Annotated in this window: 21 protein-coding genes; 10 read left to right on the plus strand and 11 right to left on the minus strand. The window is 62.6% G+C overall.

The genetic code is table 11. From position 1 onward, the window contains the following. Window positions 1-47 precede the first annotated feature (47 nt). Genes lexA through JQF37_RS01250 form a run of 4 tightly spaced genes read left to right on the plus strand, consistent with a single transcriptional unit; the run spans window position 48 to window position 5,791 of the window. Window positions 48-665, plus strand: coding sequence for a transcriptional repressor LexA (gene lexA / locus JQF37_RS01235; RefSeq protein WP_090322797.1), 618 nt, complete (start codon window positions 48-50; stop codon window positions 663-665). After that, window positions 665-1,294 (plus strand): translesion DNA synthesis-associated protein ImuA, encoded by a 630-nt coding sequence (imuA, locus tag JQF37_RS01240; protein WP_130204092.1) that lies wholly within the window; start codon window positions 665-667, stop codon window positions 1,292-1,294. The genes lexA and imuA overlap by 1 nt, the downstream gene beginning before the upstream one ends. Before the next feature lie 7 nt (window positions 1,295-1,301). Beyond that, window positions 1,302-2,717 carry a DNA polymerase Y family protein gene (locus JQF37_RS01245; protein WP_130204091.1) on the plus strand — a complete coding sequence of 472 codons (1,416 nt, stop codon included), beginning with the start codon at window positions 1,302-1,304 and terminating at the stop codon, window positions 2,715-2,717. Then, window positions 2,693-5,791 (plus strand): error-prone DNA polymerase, encoded by a 3,099-nt coding sequence (locus JQF37_RS01250; protein ID WP_189340188.1) that lies wholly within the window; start codon window positions 2,693-2,695, stop codon window positions 5,789-5,791. The genes JQF37_RS01245 and JQF37_RS01250 overlap by 25 nt, the downstream gene beginning before the upstream one ends. Window positions 5,792-5,920: 129 nt before the next feature. Here JQF37_RS01250 and JQF37_RS01255 read toward each other — a convergent pair whose 3' ends face one another. From JQF37_RS01255 to JQF37_RS01285, 7 genes are all read right to left on the minus strand, one after another. After that, window positions 5,921-6,583, minus strand: coding sequence for a flavin reductase family protein (locus JQF37_RS01255; protein ID WP_130204090.1), 663 nt, complete (start codon window positions 6,581-6,583; stop codon window positions 5,921-5,923). A gap of 12 nt (window positions 6,584-6,595) precedes the next feature. Further along, window positions 6,596-8,083: an amidohydrolase family protein gene (locus JQF37_RS01260; RefSeq protein ID WP_130204089.1), complete on the minus strand. Its 1,488-nt coding sequence runs from the start codon at window positions 8,081-8,083 to the stop codon at window positions 6,596-6,598. Continuing rightward, on the minus strand, window positions 8,080-9,276 hold the full coding sequence (locus JQF37_RS01265) for an amidohydrolase family protein (RefSeq protein WP_130204088.1): 1,197 nt from the start codon (window positions 9,274-9,276) through the stop codon (window positions 8,080-8,082). The genes JQF37_RS01260 and JQF37_RS01265 overlap by 4 nt, the downstream gene beginning before the upstream one ends. A gap of 129 nt (window positions 9,277-9,405) precedes the next feature. Further along, window positions 9,406-10,464, minus strand: coding sequence for an extracellular solute-binding protein (locus JQF37_RS01270; protein WP_130204087.1), 1,059 nt, complete (start codon window positions 10,462-10,464; stop codon window positions 9,406-9,408). A gap of 17 nt (window positions 10,465-10,481) precedes the next feature. Then, on the minus strand, window positions 10,482-11,270 hold the full coding sequence (locus JQF37_RS01275; RefSeq protein ID WP_130204086.1) for an ABC transporter permease: 789 nt from the start codon (window positions 11,268-11,270) through the stop codon (window positions 10,482-10,484). Then, window positions 11,267-12,184: an ABC transporter permease gene (locus JQF37_RS01280; protein ID WP_130204085.1), complete on the minus strand. Its 918-nt coding sequence runs from the start codon at window positions 12,182-12,184 to the stop codon at window positions 11,267-11,269. The genes JQF37_RS01275 and JQF37_RS01280 overlap by 4 nt, the downstream gene beginning before the upstream one ends. Window position 12,185: 1 nt before the next feature. Beyond that, on the minus strand, window positions 12,186-13,271 hold the full coding sequence (locus JQF37_RS01285; protein ID WP_130204084.1) for an ABC transporter ATP-binding protein: 1,086 nt from the start codon (window positions 13,269-13,271) through the stop codon (window positions 12,186-12,188). A 140-nt stretch (window positions 13,272-13,411) separates the two neighbouring features. Between JQF37_RS01285 and JQF37_RS01290 the strand changes: the two genes are divergently transcribed. The 4 genes from JQF37_RS01290 to JQF37_RS01305 all read left to right on the plus strand — a co-directional run bounded on the left by JQF37_RS01290 (window position 13,412) and on the right by JQF37_RS01305 (window position 19,469). Beyond that, window positions 13,412-14,101, plus strand: a complete 690-nt coding sequence (locus tag JQF37_RS01290) for a GntR family transcriptional regulator (RefSeq protein ID WP_047529816.1) — start codon at window positions 13,412-13,414, stop codon at window positions 14,099-14,101. 162 nt (window positions 14,102-14,263) lie between these two features. Next, window positions 14,264-16,375 carry an ATP-binding protein gene (locus JQF37_RS01295; protein WP_130204083.1) on the plus strand — a complete coding sequence of 704 codons (2,112 nt, stop codon included), beginning with the start codon at window positions 14,264-14,266 and terminating at the stop codon, window positions 16,373-16,375. A gap of 133 nt (window positions 16,376-16,508) precedes the next feature. After that, entirely contained in the window at window positions 16,509-19,145 is a 2,637-nt protein-coding gene (locus tag JQF37_RS01300) for an excinuclease ABC subunit UvrA (RefSeq protein WP_130204082.1), read from the plus strand. Window positions 19,146-19,280: 135 nt separating this feature from the next. After that, the gene (locus JQF37_RS01305) at window positions 19,281-19,469 is read left to right on the plus strand and encodes a hypothetical protein (protein ID WP_130204081.1); all 189 of its coding nucleotides are present in this window, start codon (window positions 19,281-19,283) and stop codon (window positions 19,467-19,469) included. Between the two features lie 54 nt (window positions 19,470-19,523). Here JQF37_RS01305 and JQF37_RS01310 read toward each other — a convergent pair whose 3' ends face one another. Beyond that, a complete protein-coding gene (locus tag JQF37_RS01310) occupies window positions 19,524-20,045 on the minus strand; it encodes a DUF4142 domain-containing protein (protein WP_130204080.1) in 522 nt (173 codons plus the stop codon). 217 nt (window positions 20,046-20,262) lie between these two features. Between JQF37_RS01310 and JQF37_RS01315 the strand changes: the two genes are divergently transcribed. Next, a complete protein-coding gene (locus JQF37_RS01315) occupies window positions 20,263-20,496 on the plus strand; it encodes a DUF465 domain-containing protein (protein ID WP_130204079.1) in 234 nt (77 codons plus the stop codon). Window positions 20,497-20,606: 110 nt separating this feature from the next. After that, on the plus strand, window positions 20,607-20,795 hold the full coding sequence (locus JQF37_RS01320; RefSeq protein ID WP_130204078.1) for a hypothetical protein: 189 nt from the start codon (window positions 20,607-20,609) through the stop codon (window positions 20,793-20,795). 52 nt (window positions 20,796-20,847) lie between these two features. Here JQF37_RS01320 and JQF37_RS01325 read toward each other — a convergent pair whose 3' ends face one another. The 3 genes from JQF37_RS01325 to JQF37_RS01335 form a co-directional block, all read right to left on the minus strand. Continuing rightward, window positions 20,848-21,936 carry an SMP-30/gluconolactonase/LRE family protein gene (locus tag JQF37_RS01325; protein WP_130204077.1) on the minus strand — a complete coding sequence of 363 codons (1,089 nt, stop codon included), beginning with the start codon at window positions 21,934-21,936 and terminating at the stop codon, window positions 20,848-20,850. Beyond that, the gene (locus JQF37_RS01330) at window positions 21,933-23,078 is read right to left on the minus strand and encodes an SRPBCC family protein (RefSeq protein WP_130204076.1); all 1,146 of its coding nucleotides are present in this window, start codon (window positions 23,076-23,078) and stop codon (window positions 21,933-21,935) included. The genes JQF37_RS01325 and JQF37_RS01330 overlap by 4 nt, the downstream gene beginning before the upstream one ends. 105 nt (window positions 23,079-23,183) lie before the next feature. Further along, window positions 23,184-24,047, minus strand: a complete 864-nt coding sequence (locus JQF37_RS01335) for a LysR family transcriptional regulator (protein WP_130204075.1) — start codon at window positions 24,045-24,047, stop codon at window positions 23,184-23,186. Between the last annotated feature and the right edge of the window lie 113 nt (window positions 24,048-24,160).

Below are 24,160 nucleotides of genomic sequence, written 5' to 3' on the forward strand. Positions count from 1 at the left end.
GCTGCTCCTACAGAAGTCCTTGTAAGAAAAAACCGAAAAGAGTACAAATGTACTCCATGACGACTCTCACTCCCCGCCGTACTGCCATCCTGACCTTTATCCGCGAGCGCATCGCCGAACACGGTCAGTCCCCGAGCCTCGCCGAGATCAGCGAGGCGTTCGGTTTCGCCTCCCGCAGCGTGGCGCGCAAGCATGTGCTGGCGCTCACCGAAGCCGGGTTTATCGAGGTCAATCCGCATCAGGCCCGGGGCATTCGCCTGCTCGGGCAGCCACCGCGTCCCGAACTGCTGGACATCCCGGTGCTCGGTCGGGTGGCGGCCGGTGCGCCCATTGGCGCCGATGCCGAAATCCATAGCCGCCTGCTGCTCGACCCGTCGATTTTCTCCCGGGTGCCGGACTACATGCTGCGGGTCCGCGGTGACTCGATGATCGAGGACGGCATTCTCGACGGCGATCTGGTGGGCGTGCACCGCAACCCCGAGGCGCTCAATGGCCAGATCGTCGTGGCGCGCCTGGACGGCGAGGTGACCATCAAGCGTTTCGAGCGCGTCGGCGACCGGGTTCGCCTGTTGCCGCGCAACCCGGCCTACCAGCCGATCATCGTCGAGGCCGACCGGGACCTGGCCATCGAAGGGGTGTTCTGCGGTCTGGTGAGGCAAGGCTGATGGGTGCCGTCGTTGCGCTGGATACGCTGTTCAATGGCGGCCAGGTCTGGAAGGGCCGGCCTGCGCCGCCCGCCGTCAGCCCGCAACCCACCGGGCATGCCGCGCTGGATGCGGCGTTGCCCACGGGCGGCTGGCCGGAAGCGGCGCTGACCGAAATCCTCCTGGCCGGGCAGGGCGTGGGCGAGTTGCAACTGGTGTGGCCGGCACTGGCGCGGCTGTCGGCGGCGGGCGAGCGCATTGTGCTGGTGGCGCCGCCCCATGTGCCGTATCCCCAGGCCTGGCAGAGCGCCGGGGTCGATCTGCGCCAGTTGTCGATCATCCAGGCCAGCGAACGCGATGCGCTATGGGCGGCGGAACAATGCCTGCGTTCGGGCAGTTGCGGCGCGGTGCTGTGCTGGCCGCACAAGGCCGATGACCGCGCCCTGCGCCGCTTGCAGGTGGCGGCGGAAACCGGCTCGACCCTGGCGTTCGCCTATCGCTCGATCAGTGAAGCGATCAACCCGTCGCCAGCGGCCCTGCGCATCGCCATCGATGCCCCCATCAATGCCAAGCCTGCGCAACTGCGGGTGCTCAAGTGCCGGGGCGGCCTGGCCCGTTCGGCGCCGATTGCCTTTGCCGTAGGGCATTGAGGTTGCCATGCGCTGGGTCTGTATTCTTTTCCCGCAATTGGCACTGGACGCGGTACTGCGTCAGCGCGCCGACCCCGAGGCGCCGCTGGCGTTGCTGACCGGCCCGGCCCAGCGCCGGGTGTTGCAGGCGGTCAATGGCCCGGCGCGGGCGCTGGGCTTGCGTCCCGGCCAGTCCATGAGCGCCGCCCAGGCCTTGAGCAAGGGCTTTGCCACGGCCGAATACGACACGGCTGAAATCGAACACTGGCAGCAGTTCCTGGCCGCCTGGGCGTATCGCTTCAGTTCCCAGGTCAGCGTGCATTACCCGCGCGCGCTGGTGTTTGAAATCGAGTCCAGCCTGGGGCTGTTCGGTGGCTGGTCGCCCTTCGAGGCGCGTTTGCGCAGCGAGCTTGGCGAGTTGGGTTTCCGTCACCGCATCGTCGCCGCGCCCAACCCGGTAGCGGCGCGGATGTTGGCCAACGTCCATGACGGCCTGGTGGTGCCCGACGATCAAGCCTTGCAGTATCACCTCGGGCAATTGCCCGTCGACCGCATCGGGCTGGAGGCCAACGTCGCCACCGCGTTGTCGCGCATGGGCCTGCGCACCTTGAGCCAGGTGCAGGCGTTGCCTCGGCACAGCCTGGCGCGGCGCTTCGAGGCCCCGGTGCTCAAGCACCTGGACACCTTGCTTGGCTTGCGGCGCCTGGCGCTGGCGTTTTATCTGCCGCCGGACCGCTTCGATGTGCGTATCGAACTCAACTTCGATGTGCAATCCCATCAGGCCTTGCTGTTTCCGTTGCGCCGATTGACCGGCGATCTGTCGGCGTTTCTCTGCGGGCGCGACAGCGGCGTGCAACGCTTCGACCTGCACCTGGAACACGCTGGCTTGCCGGACACGTTGATCAAGGTGGGGCTGCTCAGCGCCGAGCGCGATCCGGCGATGCTCTTCGAACTGGCGCGGGGGCGGCTGGAGCAAGTGCAGGTCGAGGCGCCGGTGCGCGGTTTTCGCCTGCGCGCCGAAGACTTGCCGAGCTTCGTTCCGCAGTTTCAGGAGCTGTTCGACGATCGCCCACAGCAAACCTTGCCCTGGGAACAACTGCGCGAACGCCTGCGCGCTCGGCTGGGGGACGACGCGGTGCACGGCTTGCGCTTTCAGGCCGATCACCGTCCGGAGTGTGCGTGGCAAGCCAGTGCCGACCACCAGCCCTGCGCCGGATTGCCAAGCGTGCAACGGCCAGGCTGGCTGCTGACCGAACCGCTGGCGGTACACGAAGGCTCGACGCGCATTCTCATGGGCCCGGAACGCATCGAGTCCGGCTGGTGGGACGGCGACGACGTGCGCCGCGATTACTACCTGATCGAAACCCGTAGCGGCCAGCAGGGCTGGGCTTATCGTGCGGTCGGCGAGGATGGCCCGCTGTGGCTGCAGGGCTGGTTCGCATGAGCGCCGGGTATGCCGAACTGCACTGCCTGTCGAACTTCAGTTTCCAGCGCGGTGCCTCCAGTGCCCTTGAGTTGTTTCAGCGGGCAAAAAAACAGGGCTATCAGGCCCTGGCGATCACCGATGAATGCACCCTGGCCGGCATCGTCCGCGCCTGGCAAGCGGCGAAGTCCCTGGAGCTGCCCCTGATCATCGGCAGCGAAGTGCGCATTGAGAATGGCCCGAAACTGGTGCTGCTGGTGGAGAACCTCGAGGGTTACCAGGCGTTATGCCGACTGATTACCCGAGCCCGCCGCCGTACGCAAAAAGGCCAGTATCAAGTGTTGCGCGAGGACTTCAGTGAGCCGCTGCCGGGACTGCTGGCGCTGTGGGTGCCGGACGCGGTCGATGATTTCGCACAGGGTGACTGGCTGAAACAGGTTTTCGCTGAACGGCTGTGGCTGGCGGTTCAGTTGCACCGCGGTCAGGACGATGCCCGGCGCCTCGATGCGCTGCTGACGCTGGCCAGGGCGCTGCGGATTCCTGCGGTGGCCAGCGGCGATGTACACATGCACGCTCGCGGGCGGCGCGCCTTGCAGGACACCATGACCGCGATCCGCTATCACCTGCCGGTGGCCGATGCTGGGCTGCGCCTGCACCCCAACGGTGAACGCCACCTGCGCAGCCTCGACGTCTTGCGCGATCTCTATCCAGCGGCCTTGCTCGACGAAACCCTGGCCATCGCCCGGCGCTGCACGTTCGACCTCGGTCAGTTGCGTTATCAGTATCCGCGAGAGTTGGTGCCGCAAGGGCACAGCGCCGCGTCCTGGCTGCGCGAGTTGACCGAGCGCGGCATTCGCGAGCGCTGGCCCGGCGGGGCGAGCGAGAAGGTGCGCGGCCTGATCGACAAGGAACTGGGGCTGATCGCCGAGCTGGGTTATGAAAGCTATTTCCTGACCGTGCAGGACATCGTTGCCTTCGCCCGGCGCGAGAAGATTCTGTGTCAGGGCCGGGGCTCGGCGGCCAACTCGGCGGTGTGTTTCGCCTTGGGCATCACCGAGATCGACCCTGATCGCATGAACATGCTGTTCGAGCGCTTTCTCTCCAAGGAACGCAACGAGCCGCCGGACATCGACGTCGATTTCGAGCACGAACGCCGCGAAGAAGTCTTGCAGTATGTGTTCCAGCGTTATGGCCGGGGGCGTGCCGCGCTGACCGCCGTGGTCAGCAGCTATCACGGCGCCGGCGCGGTGCGCGACGTGGCCAAGGCACTGGGTTTGCCGCCGGATCAGGTCAACGCCCTGGCCGACTGCTGTGGCCACTGGAGCGATCAGGTTCCGCCCGTGGAGCGCCTGCGTGAAGGCGGGTTCGACCCTGACAGCCCGGTGTTGCGCAGGGTCCTCAGCCTGACCCGGCAACTGATCGGGTTTCCCCGGCACCTGTCCCAGCACCCCGGCGGCTTCGTGATTTCCGAGCAGCCGCTGGACCATCTGGTGCCGGTGGAGAACGCCGCCATGGCCGAGCGCACCATCATTCAGTGGGACAAGGACGATCTCGATGCGGTCGGGTTGCTCAAGGTGGATATCCTGGCCTTGGGCATGCTCAGCGCGATTCGTCGCTGTTTCGATTTACTGCGCCGTCATCGCAACCTGGACCTGAGCCTGGCGACGATCCCCTCCGAAGACGCGCAAACCTACGACATGATCGGCCGCGCCGACACCATCGGCGTGTTCCAGATCGAATCCCGGGCACAAATGTCGATGCTGCCCAGGCTCAAGCCGCGAAAGTTCTATGACCTGGTGATCGAGGTGGCCATCGTCCGCCCCGGACCGATCCAGGGCGGCATGGTGCATCCGTACCTGCGCCGGCGAAACAAGGAAGAACTCGAAAGCTATCCCTCGGAAGAGTTACGGGAGGTGTTGAAGCGCACCCTGGGCGTTCCACTGTTTCAGGAACAGGTGATGCAGATCGCCATTGTCGCCGCCGACTACAGCCCCGGCGAGGCTGACCAGCTACGCCGCTCCATGGCGGCCTGGAAACGTCATGGCGGGCTGGAGCCGCACAAGGATCGGCTGGCCGCCGGCATGAAGAAAAAAGGCTACACGGCTGAATTCGCCGCGCAGATTTTCGAGCAGATCAAGGGCTTTGGCAGTTACGGTTTTCCCGAATCCCACGCCGCCAGTTTTGCCTTGCTGACCTATGCCAGTTGCTGGTTGAAATGCCACGAGCCGGCAGCCTTCGCCTGTGCGCTGATCAACAGTTGGCCCATGGGTTTCTACAGCCCGGACCAGATTCTGCAGGACGCGCGTCGCCACCATCTGCAGATCCGCCCGGTGGACGTGCGGGCCAGCGACTGGGATTGCAGCCTGGAACCGCTCAGCGGCGGGCAACCGGCGATTCGCCTGGGGTTGCGCATGATCAAGGGCTTTCGCGAGGACGATGCCCGGCGTATCGAGGCGGCGCGTTCGAACGGTGCGTTTGCCGACGTCGCCGACCTTGGCGAACGGGCGCGACTCGATGCCCGCGCCCAGGAGCTACTGGCTGATGCCGGTGCGCTGCGGGGGTTGGCCGGTGATCGGCATCGGGCGCGCTGGGAAGTGGCGGGGGTGCAAAAGCAGCTTGGCCTGTTTGCCGGCCTGCCCAGTCAGGAGGAGGGCGCTGTGTCGCTGCCCAAACCCACGGTGGGCGAGGACCTGCTGGCCGATTACAACAGTCTGGGCACCACCTTGGGGCCGCATCCGCTGGCGTTGTTGCGCGGTGAGTTGAAGGCACGGCGCTGCCGCAGTTCCAAGGAATTGCTGGCGGTCGAGCACGGGCGGCCAGTCAGCGTCGCCGGCCTGGTGACGGGACGGCAGCGACCAGGCACGGCCAGCGGCGTGACCTTCGTCACCCTGGAAGACGAGTTCGGCAACGTCAACGTGGTGGTCTGGCGCGATCTGGCCGAGCGGCAACGCCAGGTGCTGGTCGGCTCACAATTGCTCAAGGTCGATGGGCGCTGGGAAAAAGAGGGCGAAGTGCGCCACCTGATTGCCGGGCGCTTGAGTGACCTGAGCCCACTGTTGGACGGCATCAGCGTGCGCAGTCGGGATTTCCGCTAACGACGCACCCCTGTAGGAGCGAGCTTGCTCGCGATGGGCGCAAGAACACCGCAGTTCATCAGGCACCCCGCATTATCGTTGACGTTTTTCGCGAACAAGCTCGCTCCTGCAGGGGATATGCGCAGCGTACTACTTGGCCACCGGCCAAAACCGCTCCCCACCCCCCGGCGCTTCCGTCCAGGCCTGCAACGAGCGTGTCGGCAGATCGAAGTAATCCCGCGTGCGCGCATAGCCATGCCCGCCCATCCGCCCGATCGCGTCGAGCCCCAGTTGATCGATGTACAGGGTTTTCGGGTCGATCAGTTCATCGCGGACATGGGCCATCAGCACTTCGCCGAAGATGATTTCCCGCGACTGGCCGATGGACAGCGCCATCATCCGGCGACATTCCAGCGCCACCGGCGCTTCGCCGATCCGTGGGCATTTGACCGTGGTGCCGGGAATGGCGGTGAGGCCGGCGGCGGTGAGTTCGTCGAAGCCGGGGGCGAAGGGCACGGCGCAGACGTTCATGGCGTCCACCAGCGCATCACTGACGATGTTGACGGTGAATTCCTGGTTGAGCTGGATGTTGCGCGTGGTGTCCTTGGGGCTCTGGTCGCCGTAGTTTTCCACGCCCAGGGCGAGGATCGGCGGATCGGCCGAGAGTGCATTGAAAAAGCTGAACGGGGCGGCGTTGATCCGGCCTTCACCGTCGACCGTGGTGACCAGGGCAATCGGCCGTGGCACCACGCTGCCGATCAGAATCTTGTATTTGTCTCGCGCACTCAGCGTGCTGAAGTCGAAGCTTTGCATGGGCAGGATTCTCTAAAGAAGTGGATCGATGGCGCTCAGTGGCGCCTGTGCGCTGTAGTCGTCGGCGAACGGGATGGCCGGTTGGAACAAGGTCTTCCAGTCCGGTTGGCCAAAGGCCCGCTCGCTGTGGCTGCGCATCAGTTTTTCGAATTGCTGTTGGGCCTGGCGTTGCAGGATGGAGTAGTCGACACCCTGGACCTGGCCGTCCTGCATCACGCAGCGGCCATCGATGTAACTGGCGATGCAGTCGTCGCCGCGTCCGGCCAGCACCAGGTTCTTTAACGGGTCGAACAGCGGCCCCAGGTGCAGGCCGCGCAGGCTGAACACGGTGATGTCGGCCTTGGCCCCCGGCGCCAGGCGACCGATATCGTCACGCCCCAGTGCCTTGGCGCCGCCGAGGGTGGCGGCGTTGTACAGGTCCAGTGTGCTGGTCAGCGAATGGCCGCCCTCCATCAGTCGAGCGATGTTCAGGCCCTGGCGCATGTTGTCGAGCAAATCCGCTGGCCAGGTGTCGCTGCCCAGGGCGAAGTTGATGCCCTTGGCCCGATAGCGGCCGAAGGCGTTGAGCGCCTCGCCATCCCGGGCAAATACCACAGGGCAATGCACCAGGCTCGCGCCGCCATCCACCAGCCGCTGCAGGTCGTCATCGCCCTGGGTGTAGATGCCGTGGGGCAGCAGGCTGCGCGGATTCAAAAGCCCAAGCTGCTGCAACCAGCCCAGCGGTGACGCGCCTCGCAGTTGTTCGACCATCGCCACTTCGCCGAGCCCCTGGCAACAATGCAAACGCATCGGTGCGTTCAGCTCGCGGCTCAGCGCCGCGGTGCGTTGCAGCAGCGCCGGCGTGCAGGTCTGGATGCGGTCCGGCAACAGCGCACCACGAATCAGGCCGTCGTTCGCGCCGTCGAAATCCCGGAAAAACCGTTCCGCCGCATCGAGTCCGGCCAGGCCCCGGGCTTCATCCCAGTGATGCGCCAACGTGCCGTCGGCCTGCCAGTAACTCATGCCGCTCATGTAGCAAGGGCCGAGATACGTGCGCAGTCCCAATTCGCTTGCCACACCGGCCACCGCCGCAAACTCGTCGTAGGTCTCCGCCCATTGGCGGTAGTACATCGAGGTGATCGGCATGGCGGTGGTGATGCCGTTGCGGATCAGTTGGGTGAAGGCGTAGCGATACTTGAAGACTTCTTCTTCAGGGCTGTAGCTCTCCCGTGGTCCGCGCGCCAGATAGTCCGCCGACCACATCCGGCCCATGTCGCGCTCGTCGCCGTTGTCCAGGGTCAGGACCGTCGAGTCGAGATCGCCCAAGGCATCCAGATCGATGAAACCGGGGCCGATCAGCGCATTGCCGTAGTCGATCCATTGACCCACCGGCCCCGGATAACCGCGCCCGACAAACACAATGCGCGAGCCTTCGAACACCACTTCGCCATCGCGCCACAGCACGTGTTGCGTGCCGTCGAAGCCGACCACGCAACTGGCTCGAAGCCCGATGCGATTCACAAACGACTGTCCAGCAGGCGACCGCCCGAAGCGATCAACTGCCCGCCGCGATAAACCTGGCGAACCGGCCGCGAAACCACGGCTTCACCCAGGGTCTGCACCGGCATTAACAGAAAGTCCGCCGGCCCGCCCAGCGCCAGCTCATAGTCCGTAGCGCCCAGTGCTCGCGCGCCATTCACCGTCGCCGCTTCGAACGCCGCCGCCAGTTCATCGTCCTTGTTCAGGTCGAAACGAAATGCCAGCAACATTGCTCGCTCCAGCATGTCGCCGTTGCCCATGGGCGACCAGGCGTCGCGAATGCCGTCGGAACCCAGGCAGACATTCACCCCGGCTTCGCGCAGGGCCAGGAATGGCGGCACCGCGCAATCGGCCGGTGCCGAGCTCATCAACGAAATACCCAGCGCCGCGAGGCGTTCGGCGACGGGTTTGACCTGGCTCCACGGCAGCATGCCGAGGCAGTAGGCATGACTGATCATCACCCGGCCCTGACGCCCGAAGTGTTCGGTGTAGTCGGCGATCAGCGCGATTTGCCACAGACCCAACTCACCCTTGTCGTGCAAGTGAATGTCCACGCCACGGTCGAACTCGCTGGCCAGTTTGAACACGAAGTCGAGTTGGGCGATGGGGTCGTTGTCGATGCCACACGGGTCGAGGCCGCCGACGTTCTCCACGCCCAGGGCCATGGCTTTGCGCATCAGTTCGGCGGTGCCGGGGCGGCTGATCAGGCCGGTTTGCGGGAACACCACCAGTTGCAGGTCGATCAGGTCGCGGTACTTTTCCTGCAGTTGCTGCATGGCTTCGACGTGGCGCAGGCCGAACTCCGGGTCGATGTCGACGTGGCAGCGCATGGTCAGCGAGCCACGGGCGATGCAGTTTTCCAGCAGGGCTCCGGCCCGTTGCGCGATGGGGGTTTGGACTTCACGCAGGATCCGCCGTTCGTTGGCGATGTAGTCCTTGAGGGTCGGGCCGGCGCTGTTGGGGCGCCACGGCTGGCCCCAGAGGGTTTTGTCCAGGTGCACATGGCTTTCCACCAGGGCCGGGGTCAGCAGTTGGTTTTGGCCATCGAGGTCGGTGGCGAGTAATTCAGTGGTCGAGGCCGGGCGACGTTGGGTGAACCGGCCGTTTTCGATCAGCAGGTCTTCGGCGGGGGTGCCGTAGGGGCGCACATTGCGCAGCCAGCGGGGTTGATTCATTGCAAACCTCAAGTTGTATGTTGTCAGGGCCGGCCTATTCGCGAGCAGGCTCGCTCCCACATGTGGAATGCGTCACCAGTGGGAGCGAGCCTGCTCGCGATGGCCGCGACTCGGTCTCAAGTCAGGCAATCAGCCCTTGAGCTTCGCCCAGATGCGGTCCTGCAGCTCTCGCGCCTTGTTGCTGCACTCTTTCTCGGGGCGTAGGCGCGAGGCGAATTCGTCGGGCATGTTGATGGCGTCCATCACCCGCCATTTGGCGTCGATCAACGTGTCGCTCTGGATGCCGTTGGCATAGGCGATGGCGTTGGACACGGCGGCGGCGTTTTCCGGCTTCATCATCCAGTCGATGAAGATCTTCGCGTTGCCGGGGTGCGGGGCGCTTTTCGGCACGGCGAAGTTGTCCCGGAACATCGCCAGGCCTTCGCGCGGGTAGACGTACTTGATGGTGCTCTTCTGCAGCGTGGCGCGGGCGGTGGAGCCGTTCCAGTTCTGCATCATGATCACTTCACCGGAGGCCATGCGGTCGACGGTGTTGTCCGAGCTGTACATCTTCAGGAACGGTTTCTGTTTTTGCAGCAGTTCGAGGATGCGCTTGGCGTCCTGCGGGTTTTCGCTGCATTCGTCGACGTTCAGGTAATGGCTGGCGGCATTGATCACGCTGCTGGAGGTGTCGAGTGCGGCGAGCTGGCCTTGCAGTTCCTTGCGCGGTTCGAAGAACTCTTTCCACGAGTCGTCGAGTTTGCCGCCCGGCACCCGCGCACTGTCATAGGAAAACCCGGTACTGCCCCACAGGTACGGTGCCGAGAATTTGCGGCCGGGGTCGAAACTCGGGTCGCGGAATGCCGGCTTCACGTATTGGAAATTGGGCAGGGTCGAGGCGTCGATTTCCAGCAGCAGGTTCTGGTTGATCAGGGTGCGCATGATCGACTGTGACGGCACGATCACGTCATACGCCGCGCCCCCGGCCTGCAATTTGGCCAGCAGGGTTTCGTTGCTGTCGTAGCCGTCCATGGTGACCTTGATCCCGGTCTCCTTTTCGAACTTGGCCAGCAGGTCGACCGGGTAGTAGTCGGTCCAGTTATAGAAGAACAGTTCCTTGGGCTCGGCGGCGTGTGCACTGAAAGCGGTGAAGCAACTCAAGGCCAGACTGGCAACGGCGAAACGCATGCTTTTCACTTTTTTGTTCATAAAAACAGGCTCCAGGCTCATTGTTGTTTACCGCGCTGTCCCAGCCAGAAGGCCAGCACCACCAGCACGATGGAAATCACCAGCATCAGGGTCGAAATCGCGTTGATCTCCGGCGTCACGCCGGCCTTGATCGCGGAGAAGATGTACACCGGCAGGGTGGTCGAACCCGGCCCGGCGACGAAGAAGGTCATGATGAAATCGTCGAGGCTGACCACGAACGCCAGCACCGAACCGGACAACACCGCCGGCCACAGCAGCGGCAAGGTCACCCGGCGAAACACCTGCCACGGGTTGGCGTACAGATCGTTCGCCGCTTCCAGCAGGCTCTTGTCCAGGTCATTGAGCCGCGCGCGGATCGGCAGGTACGCGAAGGGAATGCAGAAGCCGACGTGCGCGATGATCACTGTCAGCAAACCGAGCTTGATCCCCAGTGCCATGAACAGCAACAAGGTGGCGACCGCCGTGACGATCTCCGGCAGGATCAGCGGCAGGTTGATCCCGCCCTCGACCATTTTCTGTCCGTAGAACGGCCGGTAGGTGGCCAGCGCCGCGAGCAGGGCAATGGCCGTGGCGCAGACCGTGGCGATGCTGGCGACAATGATCGAGTTCAGCGCCGCCGTCTGGATCGACGGGTTGGCCAGAATCCGCCCGTACCAGGCGAAGGAGAACTCGGTCCACACCGTGGCCGAGCGGTTGGCGTTGAAGCTGTAGGCAATCAACACCAGGATCGGCAGGTACAGATAAGCCAGCATCAACAGATTGACTTCACGGGTCAGGGGCAGTTTTTTCAGGTGCAGGGCGATCATGCTTCGGCTCCCCGACGCAGGGTCTTGGTGGCATTGCGGCTATAGAGGGCGTACAGCACCAGGGACAGCATCATGATCCCCAGCAACAGGAACGACAGCGAACTGCCCAGCGGCCAATTGCGCGCGGTGCCGAACTGTTGCTGGATCAGGTTGCCGATCATCAGCGTCTTGCCGCCGCCGAGAATCGCCGGGGTAATGAACGCGCCGAGGCTCGGCACGAACACCAGCAGGGAACCGGCAATCACCCCCGGCATCGACAGCGGCAAAATAATCCGCTTCAGCGCGTGCCAGCGATTGGCTCCCAGGTCATAGGCGGCTTCCACCAGGCGCCAGTCGAGTTTCTCCAGGGTCGAGTAGATCGGCAGGATCATGAACGGCAGAAAGCTGTAGACCAGCCCGACGCTGACTGCGAAGTCGTTGTAGAGCAGGGTGATGCCGCCGGCCTGGGGGAACAGCGCATTGAGGGTTTGGGCGACCCAGCCCTGTTCGCGCAGGATGATCAGCCAGGCGTAGTTGCGGATCAGCAGGTTGGTCCAGAACGGGATGGTGATCAGCAAGACCATCAGGTTGCGCCGGCGCGGTGTCAGGCTCGACATCCACAAGGCCACCGGAAAGCCAAAGAGGAAGCACAACACGGTCGTGCCACCGGCCTGGAACACCGAGCGCAACAACGCTTGGGCGTAGACCCAGTTCAGCTCCAGTTCGCCGTCGAAACCTTCCTGGAAAAACAGCTGCACGTAGCTTTGCAGTTGCCAGTTGGCCTGCCAGTCGACGCCGCCATACACGTTGCGCGGCAACAGGCTGATGTAGCCCATGATGCCCAGCGGGATGGCGATCAGGGCCAGCAGGGTCAGAACCACCGGGCTGAGCAACAGCGCGCGGTTGAGGGCGGGAGAAGTGCTGCTGACGCTCATTTCAGGCCTCCATCAGCAAACAGGCGTGGGGCGGCAGGTTGACCGCGACGCGATCGCCCACCACCCGCCCGCGATTCAGGCCTTCGTTGTTCTCGCGCAGCATGACCTTGATGTCGTTGTTCAAGCGGCACTGATAGAGGGTCGCGGTGCCGACATACAACACCGCCTCGATCACCCCGCGCAGGTGATGCGGTTGCGTCGGATCGACCAGTTGCGAACGCTCCGGACGGAACGCCAGTTGCACGCTGGAGCCATCGAAGCCTTGGGCCGGGCAAGGGATTTCCACCGGCATGCCATTGGGCACGAAGAGTTTTTCGTTCTGCTGGCCGCGCTTGAGGTGGCCGGGCAGGAAGTTGATGTCGCCGATGAACTGCGCGACAAACTGATGTTGCGGCCGTTCGTAGATGTCATTGGGGGTGCCGATCTGCAGGATCTTGCCGGCGGACATCACCGCAATACGATCGGACAGGGTCAGCGCTTCTTCCTGGTCGTGGGTGACGAAAATGAAGGTGATCCCGGCTTCCTTCTGCACGCGCTTGAGTTCGACCTGCATTTCCTTGCGCAGCTTGAGGTCCAGGGCCGACAGCGGTTCGTCGAGCAACAACACTTTCGGTTTCGGCGCCAGGGCCCGGGCCAGAGCCACGCGCTGTTGCTGGCCACCGGACAATTCCGCCGGTTTGCGCTTGGCCAGGTGCTGCATTTGCACCAGCGCGAGCATTTCGTCGACCCGCTGCGCGATCTGCTTGTGATCAAGACCCTGCATCTCAAGGCCGAAGGCGATATTCTGCGCAACACTCATGTGCGGAAACAGCGCGTAGCTCTGGAAAACCGTGTTGACCCGGCGCTTGAACGGCGGCAAGTCATTGACCGGTTCGCCCGCGAGGCGAATTTCGCCGTCGCTGACGTGTTCGAAGCCGGCGATGGTGCGCAGCAGGGTGGTTTTGCCACAGCCGGAAGGGCCGAGCAGGGTGAAGAACTCGTTATCGGCAATGTCGACTGAAACGTTGTCGAGGGCTGGAGCCAGCCCCGGATCGTCGGAATACCGTTTAAAGACGTTACGCACTTCGATTGCAACTGGGCGACCCATAATGGTGCATTCCTCTAATTATTGTATGCAAAATCTGGATGCAATTTAGAAATACCCGGATTAACCTGCTCGTGCAACCCCCTTTTGAAAGGCTGTTCATTCGCCTGGGGCTGATTGCATGGCGCTGAAGGAGTGATCGAATGGCGGAAAAGAAACTGGAAACCACGGTCGACCGTGTCTACCAAGGGGTTTACGAGGCGATCAGCAAGCGCACCTTGCGTCCCGGGATGAAGCTGGGCGAGTCCTCGCTGGCCGAACTTTTCAATGTCAGCCGCACGTCGGTTCGTGCCGCGCTCAAGCAGCTGGAAGCCGATGGCCTGGTCACCACAGAGCCCAATAAAGGTGCGTCGGTATCGTTACCAAGCGACGAAGAGATCCGTTCGCTGTTCGAGACCCGGCGTTTGATCGAAATCGGCATCGTCAGCGAACTGTGCCGTCGCCGCGATACCGCCGTGACCCAGGATTTGCGCGATCACTTGCTGCTGGAGGACGAGGCGCATCAAAGTGGCGATCACGAGCGCTTGATCCATTTGCTTGGCGAGTTCCACATCAAACTGGCCCGCAGCCTGAACAACCCGGTGTTGCTGGACTGGTTCCAGAAACTGATCTCCCGCGCCTCGCTGTACGCCGCCGCGCTGGATGACGATAGCCACGAAGCCTGTCGCGATGACGAACACCTGCGGTTGATCGAGTACATCGAAGCCGGCAACCAGAGCGCGGCGATCGAACTGACCTGCATGCATTTGAACGGCATCGAGAAGGCGATACTGGATGTGGCCGCTACGTTGAAAACCGGTTATCACCCGCTTAAACACCTGATCGAGGTGTAATCATCCGGTCTGAAACTGCTCATGCACCCACATGGATTTTTTGCCAGCCACAGGTTTTGGTCGTTCAAGATGGATCGCGAGAATTAGCTATACCTCTATGAAACCAATGGCATCCGTGATGCTCGAAACAAACGGGTGTGATTTTCTGGATAAGGCCAACCGATGCAGTTTCTAGAGGATAGCCACGGGTGTGCCGGCTGGAGCGGCGAAATGGCCGGGCGCATTCGTGCGTTCGACTGGAGCCGGACCGAGCTGGGCAACATCGATACCTGGCCCAAGAGCCTGAGCGGCTCGGTGCAGCTGATGCTTGCCTCGCCACTGCCGATGGTGATGCTCTGGGGGCGGCCCGGCTACATGATCTATAACGATGCCTATTCGGAGTTTGCCGGCGGGCGTCATCCTTATCTGTTGGGTTCTCCGGTCGAGCTGGGCTGGCCGGAAGTCGCCGAATTCAATCGACATGTCGTCGATACCTGCCTGGCCGGCGGTACCTTGTCCTACCGCAATAAAGAATTGGTACTGCTCAGGAGCGGCATCCCGGAAGACGTGTGGATGGACCTCTATTACAGCCCGGTCGCCGATGATGACGGCCAGCCCGCCGGGGTCATGGCGATGGTCGTCGAGACCACCGAGCGGGTGATTTCCGAACGCCGTCGCCAGACCGCCGAAGATGCCTATCGCGCCGACAACGAACGGGTACGCCTGGCGTTGAATGCCGGCGCCTTGCTGGGTTCGTTTGTCTGGGACGTGAAGAGCAATGTGCTGAGCGGCGATGAGCGTTTCGCCCGCACCTTTTCCTATCCCGCCGAACAGCTGCTGGACAACCTGCCACAAGACATCGCTGAAGCGCATATCCACCGTGACGACCTCGGTTGGCTGCAGGAACAGGTCCGGCAATCGATGGCGACGGGCGAACCCTTCAATGCCGAATATCGGGTCATCCGCCCTGATGGCAGCTATCTGTGGGTACTCGCCAGTGGCTGTTGCGAGTTCAATGAACAGGGCGAGCCGTTTCGTTTCCCCGGGGTGTTGATCGACATTCATGAACGCAAGATCGCCGAAGAGTCCTTGCTCAGGTTCACCCGCAACCTGGAGCAACGCGTGGCCGATGAAGTCGAGGCACGGCTGGCGGCGGAAGAACAATTGCGCCAATCACAGAAGCTCGAAGCCATCGGCGGCCTGACCGGCGGCGTGGCCCACGACTTCAACAATCTGTTGCAGGTGATCGCCGGCAACCTGCACTTGCTGGCCCGGCATGAGCCGAATAACGCCAATGTCCAGCGCCGGGTTGCGGCGTCGATTGCCGCCGTCGAACGCGGGGCGAAACTGTCTTCGCAATTGCTCGCGTTTGCCCGTCGCCAGCCCTTGTCCCCAGCCATTTATACGCCTGAGCAGATTTTCGATGGCCTGGGTGAGCTGTTGCAGCGTGCGTTGGGTGAAACCTTCCAGGTGCAAATGCGTGCGCCCGCCAACCTTTGGCAGGTGTTCGTCGATCGCAATCAACTGGAAAATGCCATTCTCAATCTGGCCATCAATGCCCGTGACGCCATGAAGGGTGAGGGCATCATCGACCTGAGCGCAGAAAACATCCGCCTTGATCGCGCCTTTTGCACAGGCAAGGGTATTGTCGCCGGCGACTATGTACGGGTATCGGTGGCCGACACCGGTGCGGGCATGCCACCGCAGGTGCTCGCCCAGGCGTTCGAACCGTTCTTCACCACCAAACCGGATGGCCAAGGGACAGGGCTTGGCTTGAGCATGGTGTTCGGTTTCGTCAAACAGAGCGGCGGACACATCGAGATGTCCAGTGTCGTCGGCGAAGGTACCCGGGTGCAGCTGTACTTCCCGCGCAGCCTGCGCACGGCGGGCAATGAAACAAGCACTCCTGAAGTGCAGCAGCGGGGCGGGCACGAGCGGATTCTGGTGGTTGAGGACAATGAAGCGGTGCGCATTTCGACGGTGGAGTTGTTGCGCGAGGAGGGCTATCAGGTGCTGACGGCCGGCAATGCCGATATCGCCATGCAGATGTTGCTGGAAGGCGTCGCGGTGGACCTGATTTTCACCGATGTGGTCATGCCGGGCCTGATCAAGAGCTCGGATCTCGCGGCGTGGGCCAAGGTGCAGAATCCGCCCGTGACGGTGCTGTTCACCTCGGGGCATACCCGTGACATTATCTCGCGCAACCACCAACTCAGCCCGGATACCCATTTGCTGGGCAAGCCCTACGGCCCCGACGCGCTGACCCGCATGATTCGTACGGTGCTCAACCGTTGACCCAAAAACCTGTAGGCGCTGGCTTGTCGGGTCGCCGCATCGCAGCGATCGCGTCAGGTCGGTCGCCTCTTTATTGACTGCAAGCCAGCTCACAGTAATTTGAATTTTTCAGATATCCAATCAAGGCGACCTGATGACCTCGAACCGCACCTCCACTCCAACCTCCGGCATGGTCAAGGTACGCGGTGCCCGGGAACACAACCTCAAGAACGTCGATGTCGATATTCCCCGCGATGCCCTGGTGGTGTTCACCGGGGTGTCCGGTTCGGGAAAATCGTCGCTGGCGTTTTCGACCCTCTACGCTGAAGCGCAGCGGCGCTATTTCGAATCCGTCGCCCCTTATGCGCGGCGCCTGATCGATCAGGTCGGCGTCCCGGATGTGGACTCCATCGAAGGCTTGCCGCCGGCCGTGGCCCTGCAGCAGCAACGGGGCACGCCAAGCACGCGTTCTTCGGTGGGCAGCGTGACGACGTTGTCGAGCCTGATCCGCATGCTCTATTCCCGCGCCGGCAGTTACCCGCCGGGCCAGCCGATGCTGTATGCCGAAGATTTTTCGCCCAATACGCCCCAGGGTGCCTGTCCGGAATGTCACGGCCTGGGCCGGGTGTATGAAGTCACCGAGGCGCTGATGGTCCCGGACCCGAGCCTGACCATCCGCCAGCGCGCCGTCGCCTCGTGGCCCCTGGCCTGGCAGGGCCAGAACCTGCGGGACATTCTGGTGACCATGGGCTACGACGTCGATATTCCCTGGCGTGACCTGCCGAAAAAACAGCGCGACTGGATTCTGTTCACCGAGGAAACCCCGACGGTGCCGGTGTATGCCGGCCTCACTCCGGAAGAAACCCGGGTCGCCCTCAAGCGCAAGAAGGAACCGAGTTACCAGGGCACCTTCACCGGCGCGCGTCGCTACATCCTGCACACCTTCACCCACTCGCAGAGTGCGCTGATGAAAAAGCGTGTCTCGCAGTTCATGCTCGGCAGCCCGTGCCCGTTGTGCGAGGGCAAGCGGCTCAAACGCGAGGCGCTGTCGGTGACCTTTGCCGGCTACGACATCGGCGCACTGTCACAGATGCCGTTGTTGCAAGTCGCTGAGGTGCTGAAGCCGGTGGCGGCCCAGCATTACCTGGAGGAGGGTGATGAAGCGGGCGAGGTGCTGAGCCACAGCCAGACCCGCGAGGCCCGTGAACAGCGCGTGGCCCACGGCGCCAGCGGCCATGCGAACGCCCCCGATGTACGCCATACGCCGAACCTGTCGGTGGAGAAACGCCTGGCCGCGCAACGGATCGCCCAGGATTTGCTGGAACGGGTCAGTACCCTGACCGACCTTGGCCTCGGTTACCTGGCGCTGGAGCGCAGCACGCCGACGCTGTCATCGGGTGAGTTGCAGCGTCTGCGCCTGGCGACGCAGTTGGGCTCGCAGTTGTTCGGCGTGATCTACGTGCTGGATGAACCCTCGGCGGGCCTGCATCCGGCGGATGGCGAGGCGCTGTTCGACGCCCTGCAACGCTTGAAGGCCGCCGGCAATACCTTGTTCGTGGTCGAGCACGATCTGCAAACCATGCAGCGTGCCGACTGGTTGATCGACGTCGGCCCGGCGGCGGGGGAGCATGGCGGGCGGGTGCTGTACAGCGGTCCACCGGCCGGACTGGCTGACGTGGCCGAGTCGCAAACCCGCGCCTACCTGTTTGCCGAGCACGCCAGCCAAACCCGTACCAGCCGCAAGGCCCGGGATTGGCTACGCCTGGAAGGCATTACCCGCAACAACCTGAACAACCTCGATGTCGAGTTTCCATTGGGATGTTTCACCGCGGTGACCGGCGTTTCCGGTTCGGGCAAGTCGAGCCTGGTCAGCCAGGCATTGCTGGAACTGGTCGGCGCGCACCTCGGGCGTCCGGCCACCGACAGCGAGCCCCAGGAGTTGAATCTGGAGGACGACACGCCGCAGGTCAGCGGTGGCCAGGTCACGGCGGGGCTGGCGTCGATCAAGCGTCTGGTGCAAGTCGATCAGAAGCCCATCGGTCGCACACCGCGCTCCAACCTGGCGACCTACACCGGGCTGTTCGACAACGTGCGCAAACTCTACGCTGCCACGCCCGAGGCGCAAGCGGCGGGTTATGACGCCGGGCAGTTTTCCTTCAACGTTGCCAAGGGCCGTTGCCCGACCTGTGAAGGCGAGGGTTTTGTCAGCGTTGAGTTGCTGTTCATGCCCAGCGTCTATGCACCGTGCCCGACCTGCCACGGTGACCGCTACAACCCTGAGACGCTGGCGATCACCTGGCAGGGCCGCAACATTGCGCAGGTCCTGCAATTGACGGTGGATGAGGCGGTCGACGTGTTCGCCGGGCAAGCGGCTATCCGCCGCTCGCTGGAGGTGCTGCGCGACATCGGCCTGGGCTATTTGCGCCTCGGTCAACCGGCGACGGAGCTGTCCGGCGGCGAAGCCCAGCGCATCAAGCTGGCCACCGAACTGCAACGCAACCAGCGCGGCGCCACGCTCTATGTGCTCGACGAACCCACCACCGGACTGCACCCACGGGACGTCGATCGCTTGCTGGAGCAATTGAACAACCTGGTGACGGCGGGGCACACGGTGATTGTCGTCGAGCACGAAATGCGCGTGGTGGCGCAGAGTGACTGGGTGATCGATATCGGCCCCGGGGCGGGGGATCAGGGCGGCAAGGTGGTCGTGGCGGGGACGCCGCAGAAAGTCGCCAAGAGCAAGAAGAGCCGGACTGCGCCGTTTTTGGCCCGGGTGCTTGGCGCGGTGTGAATGGTCGGTGGCAGCTCATGCCTGTGTTTCTTGTGCCGAATCGGAGAACGGATGGAACGCCGCCCGCGAGATGGCTTCGAACCTGTATGGCCGGGCTGTTCCAGCCCCGCAATGACAGCGACGAACGAGGTCATCATGAGCGATGAAAAGGGTCCGGAGGACGACGCGATAACGGCCGAGCCGGAAAGCGCCGACAAATCGGTCGACCAGAAAAACCTTCACAGCGATAACGACAATGAGTTCAGTCCGGGTTTCAAGCCCGATCCGGATCGACCAAAGCCGGGTGATGAGACCGACGCCGACATTGATACCGATGGCGGTTAGGTTGAATGCAACGAGGCCGCATCCCTTGATGCGGCCTTTTTGTACATGAGGTGGTTATTTGCTTGGGTGCGCAGCCTGGAGTTTTTTCGCCATATCCAGGTGTTTTTCCAGCCCCGGCAGCATTTTTTGCGCGAAGCCTTTGAGTTCCACCGCGCCTGTGGTCTTGTCGTCGGTGACCGTGTTGGCCTCTTTCTTGAACAACTCGATGGTCTGTTCGTGGGCCTTGACCTGGTTGTTGGCATACGCCGCGTCGAAGGACTCATCGCGCATGTCGAGGATTTTTTCCTTGGCCTGGTTGGTCAGTGTCGTGCTGTCCGGCACCTTGATGTCATTCTTTTTCGCAATGGCCGCCAGTTCGTCATTGGCCTTGGAATGATCGGTGATCATCATGTTGGCGAAGGCCTTGATGTCGGCCGAGCTGCTTTTTTCAAGGGCCAGCTTGCTGGCTTCGATCTCTGCGATGCCACCTGCGGCGGCGTGATCGACAAAGTCGTTGGAAGTCGCGGCGAAGGCCGTGCCCATGCCGGTGCTCAAGGCGACGGCCAGAGTGAGGTGGCGCAGGTTGAATCCGTCCATAGGTGCATCTCCACGCAATTTTCATGGGTGATCGGGATGATCGTTAAGCTGTGGAGGCTGGCAGGCGGGAAAAGGTTTTATTGCATTGGCCAAAGGACGACGAACGGACACCGCCGGTCTGACAGGTGGTCGACAGAACCGGTCAACCAAGGCCATTCTGATAGTTGGCGAGCGCAATCAGTCGCGTTTGCTGCCGATTAACAAACGGAGGTGTTCCATGCCGGTGCCACACGACCTTTATCAGGATCTGAAACGCTCAAAGGAAGAAATCCAGCACAAACGCACCAAGGATCCGTTATTGGATTCGCTGCTTAACAAGTATTCGCAGGCCGATGCCGAAGTGGTCAAGGCAGAACAGGCCAAGTCCAGTGATGACGCAGTGAAGAAGCTCAAGGAGACGCGCCTGATGGTCAAGGACAAGATCGTCAAACAACTCGAGTCGCCGTCCTGAAAGATCCCGTGAGCCGCCGACGACCGGTGGCTGAACAATTGGAACGGCGCTAACGACCGGCACCTCGAATGATCAGAGACCGTCATTACGGCGACAGACGAGGTGCCCCCATGACTCATCCAAAATTCCCCAGCGAAGAACAGGGTGGCTTCGATCCCATCCCCACCCATCCCGAGCCTTTGAGCCCGGGGCGCAATACCGTCGATCCTGAAGAAGAGCCCGGCCTCGACGAAGTGCCGGATGATGAGGCAGGCAAACCGCCGAAAAGGCGCGAGGGTATTGACCTGGATTCCGATTGACTCATATCCCTGTGGGAGCGGGCGTGCCCGCTGCTGCAATGTGATTGCGTTGTTATTGCAGCGCCGCGCTCAGCGGCAAACGCACCATGTGTTTTGCCTTCAGCGAGCCGAAATACAGCCAGTCGCCATATTCGCGCGCGGTCGTGATCGGTGAGTAGTTGCCGCTGCTGCTGTCCTGCAGGTTGGCAATGACCCTGCCTTCGACATCGAGCCCGAGAACGAAGGCGCGTTTCTCCACCGGTTTGGGCAGCACGGTCATGGCGCGGGCGATCACCTTGCGTATGAACGGATGGGCCGCCGTGGCGTCGAGCAAGGCGTTGCGCGGTGCGTACAGCGCCACCCAGAAACGGTCGTGACCATTGAACGCCAGGTTGTCGGGCAGGCCTGGCAAGTTGTCGATGAACAGATCGTGGGTGCCTGCTTTGGGGCCGCTCAACCAGTAGCGGCTGATGCGATAGGCACCGGTTTCATTGACCAGCACATAGGCATCGTCCGGTCCGAGCGTCACGCCGTTGGCAAATTCCAGCTTGTCCAGCAGTACCGAGGTTTTGCCGGTCTGGAAGTCATAACGCAACAAGCGACCATCGCCACCGTGTTCGATGATTGCCTCGCCATCCTTGCCGTAGCCGAAGCGGCTGGAGGCATCGCTGAAGTAGGCATAGTGCCCCGGCTTGTCGATGGCGACGTCGTCGGTGAAACCGAAGGGTAGGCCGTTGGCCTCTGTCGCCAAGGCCACCAGGCGACCTTGGCCGTCCAGCGACAGCAAACCCTTGACCGCATCAGCGATCACCAGCAAGCCGTTGGGGTGGCGCGCCAGGCCCAAGGGCCGGCCACCGGTATCGGCCAGGACCTTGGTGACCTTGCCGTCAAGGCTCGTGCGGATCACCCGGCCGTCCTGCAAACCGGTGATCAGCGTATCGCCTTCCAGCAGCAATGCTTCGGGGCCATCGATGTCCGCGGCGCCAACAGACTCCACGCCCTTGAGGCGCTGATTGTCGGCATAGGTGCCACTGGTGAGCGATGGCGCGGGAGCTGGCGTCCAGGCCACGGGTTTGACCCTGGTTGGCATCAGCAGCAAGAAGCCAGCAACGACAATGACCACCAGCAGCAAGCCATGGCGAAAGCGGACCGGGCGACTCACGCGCGGACTTCCGACAGGGCCAGGTGTTTTTCCGCCATCTCGCGCAGCGCCAGCATCGAGGCCGCCGACTCACGATCGATGCGGCGCTTGAGCAACAACCGATTGGCAAGGCGCATCGCCAGGCCACTGAACTGATACTCCAGCGTGCGCACAAACCGCGTGCCGTCGCCTGCGGCTTCACATTCGTAAGTCAGTACCAGCGACAGTCCATGGTCGCCGAGCGCCTGGGCACGCCAGCGCAAGCCAGGCAGGTATTCATCGACGACCCAACGCAAATGCCCGTCGCGCCCACCGGCGCGAATGTCTTCCTCGAACCGCGCGCCGGCGTGCAGCGGGCCCTTTTGTCCGTTGATCCTGAGGGACGATGGATGCCACTGCGGCCAGTGGCTCACGTTGCTGGCGTACGCCAGCACGGCAAAGGGCGTTCCGGCGATCTCGATCTGATGCTGCATGCGGGTCATGGGCGTGCTCGTCGGCTGTGGGATTGCCGGCTCCGGCTCCCAGTAGAGGGTGCCGAACAGGTAATCCATCAATGGAAAAACGATGTTGAAGTTACGTTCCTGCATCAACTCACGGCGGTGATGCAGCTCATGCAGGCGCCGCATCTGGCGGACCCAAGGCAGGCGCGTCAGCGGGTTGTGCGGCGGTAGATGCTCGCAGGCATGGAACACTTCATAGGCCAGGTAACCGAGGACCAGGAAACCGCCGACCAGCCCGGCAACGTTGACGTCCACTTGCATGAGCAGCCACCAGAGGGGCAGGGTGATGAGCAAGGTGTGCAACACGATCAGCCAGGCCGGAAACAGAATCACCCGCCAGTCACGGGCGCTGTCATAAGTCATGTGGCCCGGCGCGAAAAAACTGTGATGGTCGCCGCTATGGCGGGCATAGAACAATCGCGCGTAACTTTTTTTCTGATGGCCCAGGTGCCGATGCACGCAGTACACGCCGAAGTTGAAGAACAACAAGGTCAGAGGCACCGCCAGCCATTCTGTCGGTTGCACCTGGTGCACAGTGCTCCAGAAAACGGCCATGGCGAACACGCCGAACAGCAGCACGAAGGTGCCGTGAAGCCAGGGGTTGTAGCGCGGATGGATGTTGGCGCGGTAGCGGCTGCGGAATGCTTCGGTGGTCTGCCTCACTGCAATCACCTGTCGTTATCGTTATCTCCAGCAGCGTAGACGATCCCGGCGTATTGGCTGGAGAACCTCGATGACACAAGTGCCACGATCCGGTGCAAGGCGTATTCAGGTCAACGGGTTCCAGCGTTGCGACCAGTCTTCATCGGACTGGATGACGTCGCGCAGCAGGTCGAAGGCTCTTTGCAAGGTCGGCGAGTCGCGGTCGCGGGAGTAAACCAGATAGGTCGGGTAACTGAACTCCGGTGCTTTCGGGACTTGTTCCAGTACACCGCTTTCCAGGTAACTGCGCACGACACGGGTGCGGAAATAGCCGCTGCCGCCGTTTTCCAGAATGTATTGCAGGCCCAGCGGGCCGAGATTGAAACTCAGGGCGGCTTTGGCTTTTTCCGGCAGCGCGGCATCGTGCCGGCGCCGGAAGTCCTGGCCCCAGTCAATGTAGACGTAAGGTTCGGCACGACCGGGCAGGCGCACAAGGACGAGCTTTTCCTCCAGCACCTGCTCGACCTGAAGCCGCGGCCAGTACTCGGGCTGATAGACCAGCGCCGCGTCCAGTACCCCCAGTTCCAACTGGCGCAACAGGTTTTCGCCGTCGCGGATTTCCATGCGCAGGGCGTGGCTGGGGATTTTCTCGCGCAACTCGCCGGCCCAGCTGAGCATCAACGGGTTGCACAGACTGACCTCGCCGCCGATGTGCAATACATCGCGGTAACCCTCGGGCAACGGCAAGTCCCGCCGTGCGGCCTCCCAGGTTTCCACCAGTTGATTGGCATACACCACGAAGGCTTCGCCGTTTGGCGTGAGGCGGGCACCGGCGCGGTTGCGCACGAACAGGATACTGCCCAGCTGGCTTTCGAGTTTTTGTACCCGTGCGGTGATCGCGGTCTGGGTGACGTGGAGCTTCTCGGCCGCTGCGGCAAGGCTGCCGTGGCGGACGATTTCCAGAAAGGTGCGGGCGAGATCGATGTCCATGGTGTGGTCGGTTCGAGAGGTGCACGCATTGTAAGAGTCTCGGTGGTCCGCCGATACCCTGGACTGATCCCTGCCATAAGAGGCGCAATTTGTGGGAGCGAGCCTGCTCGCGA

Origin of the sequence: Pseudomonas sp. MIL9, from assembly GCF_016887925.1 — a bacterium.
GTDB classification, from domain to species: Bacteria; Pseudomonadota; Gammaproteobacteria; order Pseudomonadales; family Pseudomonadaceae; genus Aquipseudomonas; species Aquipseudomonas mohnii.

What these genes read in the sequence shown, in the direction of transcription:
- lexA (WP_090322797.1), top strand. Translation starts at nt 48, where the DNA reads ATGTACTCCATGACGACTCTCACTCCCCGCCGTACTGCCATCCTGACC.
- imuA (WP_130204092.1), top strand. Translation starts at nt 665, where the DNA reads ATGGGTGCCGTCGTTGCGCTGGATACGCTGTTCAATGGCGGCCAGGTC.
- JQF37_RS01245 (WP_130204091.1), top strand. Translation starts at nt 1,302, where the DNA reads ATGCGCTGGGTCTGTATTCTTTTCCCGCAATTGGCACTGGACGCGGTA.
- JQF37_RS01255 (WP_130204090.1), bottom strand. Translation starts at nt 6,583, where the DNA reads ATGCAAAGCTTCGACTTCAGCACGCTGAGTGCGCGAGACAAATACAAG.
- JQF37_RS01265 (WP_130204088.1), bottom strand. Translation starts at nt 9,276, where the DNA reads ATGAATCAACCCCGCTGGCTGCGCAATGTGCGCCCCTACGGCACCCCC.
- JQF37_RS01270 (WP_130204087.1), bottom strand. Translation starts at nt 10,464, where the DNA reads ATGAACAAAAAAGTGAAAAGCATGCGTTTCGCCGTTGCCAGTCTGGCC.
- JQF37_RS01275 (WP_130204086.1), bottom strand. Translation starts at nt 11,270, where the DNA reads ATGATCGCCCTGCACCTGAAAAAACTGCCCCTGACCCGTGAAGTCAAT.
- JQF37_RS01280 (WP_130204085.1), bottom strand. Translation starts at nt 12,184, where the DNA reads ATGAGCGTCAGCAGCACTTCTCCCGCCCTCAACCGCGCGCTGTTGCTC.
- JQF37_RS01285 (WP_130204084.1), bottom strand. Translation starts at nt 13,271, where the DNA reads ATGGGTCGCCCAGTTGCAATCGAAGTGCGTAACGTCTTTAAACGGTAT.
- JQF37_RS01290 (WP_047529816.1), top strand. Translation starts at nt 13,412, where the DNA reads ATGGCGGAAAAGAAACTGGAAACCACGGTCGACCGTGTCTACCAAGGG.
- JQF37_RS01295 (WP_130204083.1), top strand. Translation starts at nt 14,264, where the DNA reads ATGCAGTTTCTAGAGGATAGCCACGGGTGTGCCGGCTGGAGCGGCGAA.
- JQF37_RS01300 (WP_130204082.1), top strand. Translation starts at nt 16,509, where the DNA reads ATGACCTCGAACCGCACCTCCACTCCAACCTCCGGCATGGTCAAGGTA.
- JQF37_RS01305 (WP_130204081.1), top strand. Translation starts at nt 19,281, where the DNA reads ATGAGCGATGAAAAGGGTCCGGAGGACGACGCGATAACGGCCGAGCCG.
- JQF37_RS01310 (WP_130204080.1), bottom strand. Translation starts at nt 20,045, where the DNA reads ATGGACGGATTCAACCTGCGCCACCTCACTCTGGCCGTCGCCTTGAGC.
- JQF37_RS01315 (WP_130204079.1), top strand. Translation starts at nt 20,263, where the DNA reads ATGCCGGTGCCACACGACCTTTATCAGGATCTGAAACGCTCAAAGGAA.
- JQF37_RS01320 (WP_130204078.1), top strand. Translation starts at nt 20,607, where the DNA reads ATGACTCATCCAAAATTCCCCAGCGAAGAACAGGGTGGCTTCGATCCC.
- JQF37_RS01335 (WP_130204075.1), bottom strand. Translation starts at nt 24,047, where the DNA reads ATGGACATCGATCTCGCCCGCACCTTTCTGGAAATCGTCCGCCACGGC.